This window comes from Saccharopolyspora sp. 6M (assembly GCF_020176775.1).
Taxonomy (GTDB): Bacteria; Actinomycetota; Actinomycetes; order Mycobacteriales; family Pseudonocardiaceae; genus Saccharopolyspora_C; species Saccharopolyspora_C gregorii.
Genome location: NZ_JAIUJZ010000274.1, coordinates 1 through 8,606, shown reverse-complemented (window position 1 = coordinate 8,606; position 8,606 = coordinate 1). Strand labels below are relative to the sequence as shown.

The 8,606-nt window shown below is 67.8% G+C and carries 11 protein-coding genes; 9 read left to right on the top strand and 2 right to left on the bottom strand.

Annotation, left to right across the window (positions count from 1 at the left end):
• Positions 1 to 93: 93 nt before the first annotated feature.
• Entirely contained in the window at positions 94 to 1,701 is a 1,608-nt protein-coding gene (locus LCD31_RS27230; protein ID WP_224962772.1) for an NCS2 family permease, read from the bottom strand.
• Positions 1,702 to 1,745: 44 nt separating this feature from the next.
• Here LCD31_RS27230 and LCD31_RS27225 point away from each other — a divergent pair, with 44 nt between their 5' ends.
• From LCD31_RS27225 to LCD31_RS27185, 9 genes are all read left to right on the top strand, one after another.
• Positions 1,746 to 2,051, top strand: coding sequence for a DUF2530 domain-containing protein (locus LCD31_RS27225; protein ID WP_224962770.1), 306 nt, complete (start codon positions 1,746 to 1,748; stop codon positions 2,049 to 2,051).
• Positions 2,052 to 2,135: 84 nt separating this feature from the next.
• The gene (locus LCD31_RS27220; protein ID WP_224962766.1) at positions 2,136 to 2,927 is read left to right on the top strand and encodes an ESX secretion-associated protein EspG; all 792 of its coding nucleotides are present in this window, start codon (positions 2,136 to 2,138) and stop codon (positions 2,925 to 2,927) included.
• A 148-nt stretch (positions 2,928 to 3,075) separates the two neighbouring features.
• Entirely contained in the window at positions 3,076 to 3,429 is a 354-nt protein-coding gene (locus LCD31_RS27215) for a hypothetical protein (RefSeq protein WP_224962764.1), read from the top strand.
• 10 nt (positions 3,430 to 3,439) lie between these two features.
• Positions 3,440 to 4,006, top strand: a complete 567-nt coding sequence (locus LCD31_RS27210) for a DUF3558 domain-containing protein (protein WP_224962762.1) — start codon at positions 3,440 to 3,442, stop codon at positions 4,004 to 4,006.
• A gap of 36 nt (positions 4,007 to 4,042) precedes the next feature.
• Positions 4,043 to 5,314, top strand: a complete 1,272-nt coding sequence (locus LCD31_RS27205; RefSeq protein ID WP_224962761.1) for a PPE domain-containing protein — start codon at positions 4,043 to 4,045, stop codon at positions 5,312 to 5,314.
• Positions 5,315 to 5,460: 146 nt separating this feature from the next.
• On the top strand, positions 5,461 to 6,009 hold the full coding sequence (locus LCD31_RS27200; protein WP_224962759.1) for a DUF3558 domain-containing protein: 549 nt from the start codon (positions 5,461 to 5,463) through the stop codon (positions 6,007 to 6,009).
• A 75-nt stretch (positions 6,010 to 6,084) separates the two neighbouring features.
• Positions 6,085 to 6,660 carry a DUF3558 domain-containing protein gene (locus tag LCD31_RS27195; protein ID WP_224962757.1) on the top strand — a complete coding sequence of 192 codons (576 nt, stop codon included), beginning with the start codon at positions 6,085 to 6,087 and terminating at the stop codon, positions 6,658 to 6,660.
• Between the two features lie 171 nt (positions 6,661 to 6,831).
• The gene (locus LCD31_RS27190) at positions 6,832 to 7,386 is read left to right on the top strand and encodes a DUF3558 domain-containing protein (RefSeq protein ID WP_224962755.1); all 555 of its coding nucleotides are present in this window, start codon (positions 6,832 to 6,834) and stop codon (positions 7,384 to 7,386) included.
• 249 nt (positions 7,387 to 7,635) lie between these two features.
• The gene (locus LCD31_RS27185; RefSeq protein ID WP_224962753.1) at positions 7,636 to 8,160 is read left to right on the top strand and encodes a DUF3558 domain-containing protein; all 525 of its coding nucleotides are present in this window, start codon (positions 7,636 to 7,638) and stop codon (positions 8,158 to 8,160) included.
• Between the two features lie 55 nt (positions 8,161 to 8,215).
• Here the strand turns inward: LCD31_RS27185 and LCD31_RS27180 are convergent, their stop codons facing one another.
• Positions 8,216 to 8,545, bottom strand: a complete 330-nt coding sequence (locus LCD31_RS27180) for a hypothetical protein (RefSeq protein ID WP_224962751.1) — start codon at positions 8,543 to 8,545, stop codon at positions 8,216 to 8,218.
• Positions 8,546 to 8,606 lie beyond the last annotated feature (61 nt).

Below are 8,606 nucleotides of genomic sequence, written 5' to 3'. Positions count from 1 at the left end.
CATGTGGCGGAGCCACCTGCGAAAACGATCCCGCAGCGAGGAAGCCGCTGAGGTTCCGCCACCCGACCACTACACAACCGAGGGGACGAGCAGTCAGGCGAACAGCGCCGAGATCGGATCCGCGGCGAAGTAGAGGACGAACGCGGCCGACACCACCCACATCAGCGGGTGCACCTGCCGGACCCGGCCGGTGGCGGCGTGCAGCAGCACGTAGCAGATGAACCCGACCCCGATGCCGTTCGCGATCGAGTAGGTGAACGGCATGACGACGATGGTGAGGAACGCGGGCAGCGCCTTGGCGAAGTCGGACAGGTCCACGTCGCGGATCTGCCCGAGCATCATCGCGCCCACCACGACCAGCGCCGGAGCCGCCGCCTCAACCGGGATGACGCTGTAGAGCGGGGTGAAGAACATGGCCGCGAGGAACAGCAGCCCGGTGACCACGTTCGCCAGCCCGGTGCGCGCACCCTCGGCGATACCGGACGCGGATTCCACGAACACCGTGTTGGAGCTGGCCGACCCGACCCCGCCCGCGACGGCACCGACGCCTTCCACCGCCAGCGCCTTGCCGATGCCGGGCAGGTTGCCCTTGCGGTCGGCGAGCCCGGCCTCCTTGCCGAGGCCGGTCATGGTGCCCATCGCGTCGAAGAAGTTCGCCAGCACCAGGGTGAACACCAGCATCGCCGCGGCCAGCGCGGGCAGCCGCGTCCACGCACCGAACGAGATGTCCCCGACCAGCGACAGGTCCGGCAGCCCGAAGATCTCCGCGGGCGGCGCCGGGTAGCCGAGGTTCCAGCCGTGCGGATCGGTGCCCTCGGACGGGCCCGCGTGCACCAGCGCCTCGACGACGATCGCCACCACCGTGTTGATCACGATGGCGATCAGGATGCCGCCGCGCACCTTGCGCGCCACCAGGATCCCGGTGAGCACCAGCCCGAACGCGAACACCGCCGTCGGCCACGACGCGATCGAGCCGTCGATGCCCAGCCCCACCGGCACCGTCGTGTTCGCCGCGTCCGGCAGCCTGCGCACGAACCCGGCGTCGACGAGGCCGACGAAGCTGATGAACAGGCCGATGCCGACGGCGATCGCCGCCTTCAGCTCGGGCGGCACCGCGTTGAACACGGCGGTGCGGAACCCGGTGGCGACCAGGACCAGGATCACCAGCCCGTCCACCACCACCAGGCCCATCGCCTCCGGCCAGCTGACCTGCTGGGCGATGGTGACGGCGAGCAGCGTGTTGATGCCCAGGCCCGCCGCGATCGCGAACGGGTAGTTCGCCACCAGGCCGAACAGCAGCGTCATCACCCCGGCGACCAGCGCGGTGCTCGCGGCGACCTGCGGCACCGTCAGCACGTGGCCGAGCACGTCCCGCTTCGCCGTCGGCGAGTCCGCGGAGTAGCTGCCGAGGATCAGCGGGTTCAGCACGATGATGTAGGCGACGGTGACGAAGGTGACCAGCCCGCCCCGCAGCTCCCGGCTCAGCGAGGAGCCGCGCTCGCTGATCTTGAAGTACCGGTCCAGCACGCCGGTCGCCGCTCCGGTGCGCGCCGACCCGGCCGCGTCGGCACCCGAGGAGCTCGCCCCCGGACCGCTCCGCTCCGCGACCGGTTCCGGAGCGCCTTCGCCGGAACTACCCAGCGGTTCTTCCGCACCACCGCTCGACCCCGCGCGCGGATCGTCCGGATTCCTGTCCGCCATCACTACCTCACCCCGCTCACGACTACCGGGGTAGCCTGCCCGACGTGGCCGAAGACAGCGCACGCACCCCCTCCTCACCAGCGACGACACCCCCCGAACCGGCGCACACCGTGCCCGCGCTGCCGCGCAGGCTGGCCCAGCCGACCCCGGTGGTGCTGGCGGGGACGGCGCTGTGGCTCGTCGGCGTCGCGCTGTTCGCCGCGACCGCGCCCGGCGGCATCGAGTTCTGGACCTGCGTGGCCGGCTTCGCGCTCGGCCTCATCGGCTACGGGGTGTTCCGCTGGCAGCGCTCCGCGTCACGCCGCGGATCGCGCGGCGCGTGGAAGGGGTTGTCGGGGCTCGACGGCTAGCTCCGATAGCGGAAAGTCACCCTCCCCGACTCGGCCGTTCGCTAGTCTGCTGCTCGCGAAGTACCGACAACTGGGGAGTTGCGCGTGGCATCCAAGCTCGATGTCGATCGCCTGGAATTCGTGGTCCTCGTCAGCAGGGCAGGCCTGAAGCGGATGCCGCCGGTGCTGCAGTACAGCCACTACGGCACGCCGGTGCAGGACATCAACGCCGAACTGGACGCCGCCGACGCGCGATGCAGGCAGCGCGGCCTCATCGACCGCGCGAACCAGGTGAGCGACGAGGTGTGGGACCTGATCGGGGTCTACGGTTCCAGCGCCGTCGAGTTCGACCTGCGGTTCTCCGCGAAGAAGGGCACCGAGCTGCGCGCAGCCGTCTCCCAGTCCGGCCGGGTCGCGGTCCGCAGCGTGATGCACGGCGACCGCTACGTCTTGGAGCGGGTCCGCCCCGAGGACTCCGTGCCCGCCCTGGTCTCGGTGCTGCCCGACCACCCGCCGGTGAAGATGAAGCCGGTCAACGTCGACCTCCGCGAGCTGCGCGCCGTGATGGCCGACGTGGAGAAGAAGGGCATCACCGACCCGCGCGCCGTCGAACAGGGCCTGCGCGGCCGCGGGGTGGACGTGGCGCACTTCCGCAAGGCCACCGAACTGCTCGACGGCACCAAGCTCGGCGCCGGGCAGATCGGCGTCACCGTGTGGAACGCGCAGCGCAAGGAGTTCCGCGGCGACCACACCGTGCAGGTCATCGACGTCGAAGGCGGCCGGGTCTCCGTCTACAACTCCGGGAACCAGCGGATGGTCGCCGGAGCCGACGTCGGCACCTTCCGCCGCGTCCTCGGCGACCTCACCGGTGCCGCGCAGCGCCGGTCGGTCTGGTGACTCCCGCCGCTGGGCCGAACGCGTGATCCGGCCCGCCCGCGGGGAACGAACGGCGGCCGGAGACCGTCGTATCGGTGCACCGCACACCCGTGATCTGGCAAGCTACTGGCCGATCACGGAGCTACGTGACACTAGGGGGTAAGACAGCATGGCCACCATCAACACCACCGTGAACAACGGGGGCGTGACGTCGGGGGCGTCGTTCTCCGTCGACACGGACGCGATCCCGGGCATGATCGCGAAGTACGAGGATGCTCGGGACGAGTTGGACAAGATCCTCCAAGTGGTGAGCCGCTCGGGCTTCCTCAAGCCTCCGGGCGATGACGAGGTGAGCAAGAGCGCCGCAGCGTCGATCAAAAAGCTCATGGGGAACTCGGAGGGTGGCATCACCCAGGTCGTCACGGGTGCCCGCAAGCACATCCAGGACCAGATCGATCAATTGAAGGCCGCCCAGCAGGACTACCGATCCGCGGACGACGCGGCCACTCCGAACCAGGCGTAAGGACTTTTCCGTGCTACGACGCACCAGCGCGCTCGCCGCATCCCTCTTCGCGTTCACCGCGATCTCCTCGTGCGCAGTCAGCGGAGGGGGAGAATCGCCCCCGCAGGCCGCGCCGAGCAAGGAGAACGTCGACCCCGCTCTGGCGGTGCAGAACCCGAAGGAGCTCAAGGGCGTCCAGGACGCCTGCCAACTGCTCACCGCCGAGCAACGAGCCGCCCTCCAAGCGGACGGACAGCCCGAGCAAGCGGACAGCGAATACCAGGAACCGTCGTGCGATATCAACGGTGAAGCCCTCAACACATCGATCGCCATCAACACGAACCACGGCGGCATGACGGCAGCACACGCCCGCAAGGACAACTTCGACAACTTCGAACCCACCGAAGTCGCCGGATACCCGGCGGTTCTGGTCAACTTCTCGGACACGTTGTGCACGGTCGCGGTCGGTGTCTCCGACACCCAATCCGTCGACGTCTATTACGCCAAGAACTCCGGCGGCACACCCGAGATGGACGACGCCTGCGGCTACGCCAAGAAGATCGCTGCCGAGGTGCTCAAGAACATTCCTCCCGCCTGATCCGAGATCTGGCGGCTAGACGAAGGACGCTGCGACATGACCGCTCCCATCGTGATCGGCGTTGCGCTCGTGACGCCGATCGATTCCGGCAACGTCGACGAGATCATGAAGAAGGTGGGGTTCAACCACCCCGAGAAGTACACGCAGATCACCGAGGGCGCCGGGCCGGACGAGATGTCCCGTGCCGCCGATGACCTGAAGGGGTCGATCAGCGAGCACTTCGGCAACGCCATGGAACTGCTCGAAACCGCGAACCGCGATGCGAACGTGGCGTGGGAGGGCAAGGCCGCCGAGCAGTTCGGCAACTCGACGAAGCCGATGACGAGCTTCCTCACCAACGCCCAGTCGACCTCGCAGGCCGCGGGTGAGTCGATCGACCGCCAGGTCGACGGGTTCCTCACCGTCCGGAACTCGATGCCGGAGCCGAAGCCGGTCGACGCGACGGACAACCTCCTGGAAAAGGGCGGTGCCTTCCTCGTCGGCGGTGAGACCGACCTGCAGCAGCAGGAGCGGGAGGCCACCGAGGCGGCCGAAGCCGCGAAGCAGACGTACGAGACCTACGACAGCACCATCCGCCCGGAAGTCCAGAACCCCCCGCGGTTCGACCCGCCGCCAACGCAGAACGGTGATGGCGGGCAGGGCTCCTTCGACCGCAGCGGTGCGATCAACTCGCCGATGGGTGTCGGGGCCGGCGGCTCGCCGGGTGCGGGCGGCGGTACCGCGGGTATCGGCGGTGGTAGCGGCGCAGGATTCGGGCCTGGTGGTTCAGGTCCGTCCGGTAGCGGTTCGTCGTGGTCGCCCGGTGGCGGCGGTGGTGCCGGTGGCTCGTTGCCCGGCGGCATCGGTGTGCCCGGCGGCCCTGGCGTGGGTTCCGGACCTGGTGGCGGCGGTGCCGGCGGTATCGGCGGCGGCTTCCTGCCGGGTGGTCCCGGCGGGAGCGGCGGCGCGGGTGCGGGTGGCCGAAGCGGACTCGGGGCCGGCGGTGCTGGTGGCCGCGCGGGTTCCGGTGGCGCGGGTGCCGGCTCGGGCGGCCGCGCGGGAGTCGGTGCCGGCGCGAACCAGCCGGGTGCCGGTGGCCGTGCGGGCATCGGCACTCCGGGCGCGGGTGGCGCGGCCGGTGGCGCGGGTGCCGGTGCTGCTGGTGCGGGTGGCCGCGGTGGCGCGGGCGCGATGGGTGCCGGTGGTGCCGGTCGCGGTGCGAAGGGCGCCGGGGACGAGGACCAGGAACACGAGAGCTGGCTGGAGGAGCAGGACGACGTGTGGCTGAACGACATGCCGCGCACCGCTCCCCCGGTCTTCGGCGAGTGACGATCCCCGCCTGACCGAGAACTCGGCCGCGCACCGAACCCGGTGCGCGGCCGTTCTCGCGCGGCACCGAAGTCGGCGAACCTCGGTGTCTTGCTGCCCAACAACTCGAACGCAAGGACGGCAGAGCAGTGCTTCGACGCGCGGTCATGGCTGCGACTTCCCTGGTCGCCGCCGGAGGTATCTCGGCATGCGGCCTCACCGGTGGCGAACAGCCCGCACCTGAGAGCTCGCCCGAGCCCCAAGGCGGCGGCGATCCGGCACTCGCGGTCGAACAGCCCAAGACGGTCGCAGCGGTCACCGATGCTTGCCAGCTGCTCACTCCAGAACAGCTGAGCACGCTAGGCGCGGAGAACAACGGAGAGGCCGACACGACCACCTTCGGCGAGCCCAAGTGCAACTGGAGCACCGACGCGTTCGCGTTCTCGGTCGGCCTCTACGTCAAAACCGGTGGCGGTGCGGAACAGATCTACCGCAGCGCCGACAACCACGACAACTTCGCACCGGCCCGCATCGGTGAGTACCCAGCGGCCCGGGTCAACGCCCAGTCGAGCACGTGCAGCGTCGAAGTGGGCATCTCCGACAGCGAATCGGTCACCATCGACTACACCAAGTACTCCGGCGGCACCCCGGAGATGGCCGACGCCTGCGGCTACGCCGAGAAGATCGCAACGGAAGTGCTCAACGGCATTCCGTGAGCCGGGCCGGGGGTTCCGACCGCCCGTTCGATGAAAGACATACCCGTTCCGCAAACCAGGCATGAGGACCTTGTCGTGCTACGACGTACCACTGCGCTGACCGCATCATTTTTCGTGCTCACCACGATTTCCGCTTGTGCCGTGGGACAAGGCGGAGGCGGGAAGCAGCTCGAACCGTCAGGTTCCCAGGAGGCGGTCGATCCCGCGCTGAAGGTCGATTCCCCGAAGAACCTGAATGGCATCACCGACGCCTGCCAACTGCTGACCCCAGAACAGCTGAACCAGCTCGGCACCAGCGAACCAGAGATCGAGCCTTCCACGAACCCGCAGTACCAAGAGCCCAGCTGCGACATCTCAAGCGACGCGTTGAAGATCACGATCGACATCAACACCGAGCACGGTGGCATGACCGCCGCGAACGCTCGGGCGAGCAACTTCGAGAACTTCGAAGCCACCGAGGTGGACGGGTACCCCGCCGCGCAGGTCAACGCCGCCGGCAACCTGTGCACGATCCTCACCGGCGTCGCCGACGACCAGTCGATCGAGATCTACTACGCGAAGAACTCGGGCGGAACACCGGAAATGGAAGACCCCTGCGGCTACGCGAAGAAGATCACCGCTGAAGCCCTGAAGAACATTCCGACCGCCTGATCAGCGCATCCAACGCTGTTCGTCTCGTCGCAAGCAGTGAACGAAGCCGAGAGGCATCTGCAAGGCCAGATCGATCAGCTCAATGCAGCGTTGCATGACTACCGGTCCGCGGACGAAGCAGCTACCCCGAATCAGGCGTAAGGAACCAACACCGTGCTACGACGCGCTCGCATGACCACCGTTTCACTACTCGCCCTCACCACCCTCTCTGCTTGCGCCGTCGGAGGTAACCCTTCCGCGGAGAGCCAGAACGGGCCCGCCCCCCGCAACGGGGCAGATCCCGCCCTCGCGGTGGACAACCCGAAAAATCTGAAAGGCATCGCCGATGCCTGCCGGCTCCTGACTCCCGATCAGCGCACGCATCTGGGCGTGAGCGACGACAGAGATTTTGAATCGCTCACGAACGACATCTACCAAGAACCCAGCTGTGAAATCTTCAGCCACGCTTACAACGCTATGATCGACATCAATACCAACAATGGCGGAATGGCGAAGTTGCACGCAGGAAAAGGCAAGTGGGACAACTTCACCCCGACAGAAGTCGCCGGATATCCCGCCATGCGACTGGATGCGCAGAGCATACTCTGCCGCGTGCACGTCGGGATCGCGGATGATCAGTCCCTCGAGATCTACTACTCCAAGAACGCCGGGGGCACTCCAGAAATGGACGATCCGTGCGGTTTTGCCGAGAAAATCGCAGTGGAAGCACTCAAGAACGTTCCTTGACCTAGCAGGGCGACGTGTGGCTGAACGACATGCCGCGCACCGCTCCGGTGCGCGTTCTCGTCCAGCACCGACGTCGGCGGACAAGGAGCAGGAGACCTAGCACTGTTGAACAGCCCGAAATGAACGGACAGCAACCTCGCTCAGCGGATGGCCGACGTTCGGTGGGGAGATCGTCCGCTCCTTCTAATCAGATGTGAGGTTTTACTCGTGTTACGACGTTGTGGCCTGGTCGCAGCATCTTTCGTCGCGTTGACCGCGATCTCCTCGTGTGCGCTCGGCGAGGGTGGAGAACAGCCCTCGCAAGCAGCGCCGAGCACGGAGAACATCGACCCCGCTCTGGCGGTGCGGAACCCGAAGGACCTCAAAGGGGTCACGGATGCCTGCCAGCTGCTCACTGCCGAGCAACGAGCAGCCCTCCAGGCGGACGGACAGCCCGAGCCAGCGGACAGCGAATACCAGGAACCGTCGTGCGATATCAGCGGTGATGCCCTCGGCACATCGATCGCGATCAACACGAACCACGGTGGTATGACGGCCGCGCACGCCCGCAAGAGCAACTTCGACAACTTCGAACCCACCGAGGTCGCCGGATACCCGGCGGTTCTGGTCAACTTCTCGGACACGTTGTGCACGGTCGCGGTCGGTGTTTCCGACACCCAATCCGTCGACGTCTTCTACGCCAAGCACTCCGGCGGCACACCCGAGATGGACGACGCCTGCGGCTACGCAGAGAAGATCGCCGCAGAAGTCCTCGAAAACATCCCGCCTGCATGACGGGAACGGCGTGGACCGGGCGCGCACCGACTCCGGTGGGGGGCCGTTCTCGTGTTCAGGCCAGGTTTCGGATGATCTGCCGGGCGGCGGGTTCAAGGAGCCGGGCCGGGTCGCGCGGCGGTTCGTGGGTGGTGTGCAGGGTGACGGTGGTCTTCCCGGTGCGGAATTCCAGCTGCGAGTCCCCGTTGAGGTCGGTGAGGCAGGTGTCGCCGTCGTCGAAGGCGGCGGGCGTGCCGTAGTGCACGGCGGGGTTGCCGGGCGTCAGCTGGAGGAGCCGCTCGGATCCGTGTTCCGGCCGGTCCGCGTCCGCGCCGCCGTGCAGCGCGACCACGACGGCGGTGAACAACGCCAGCACGACGACGCCCGCGAGGATCGAGAGGACCACCGGCAGCACCCCGCCGCGACGGGGCGGTCGCTGCCGGCGCGGGGGCGGCGGGGACCAACCC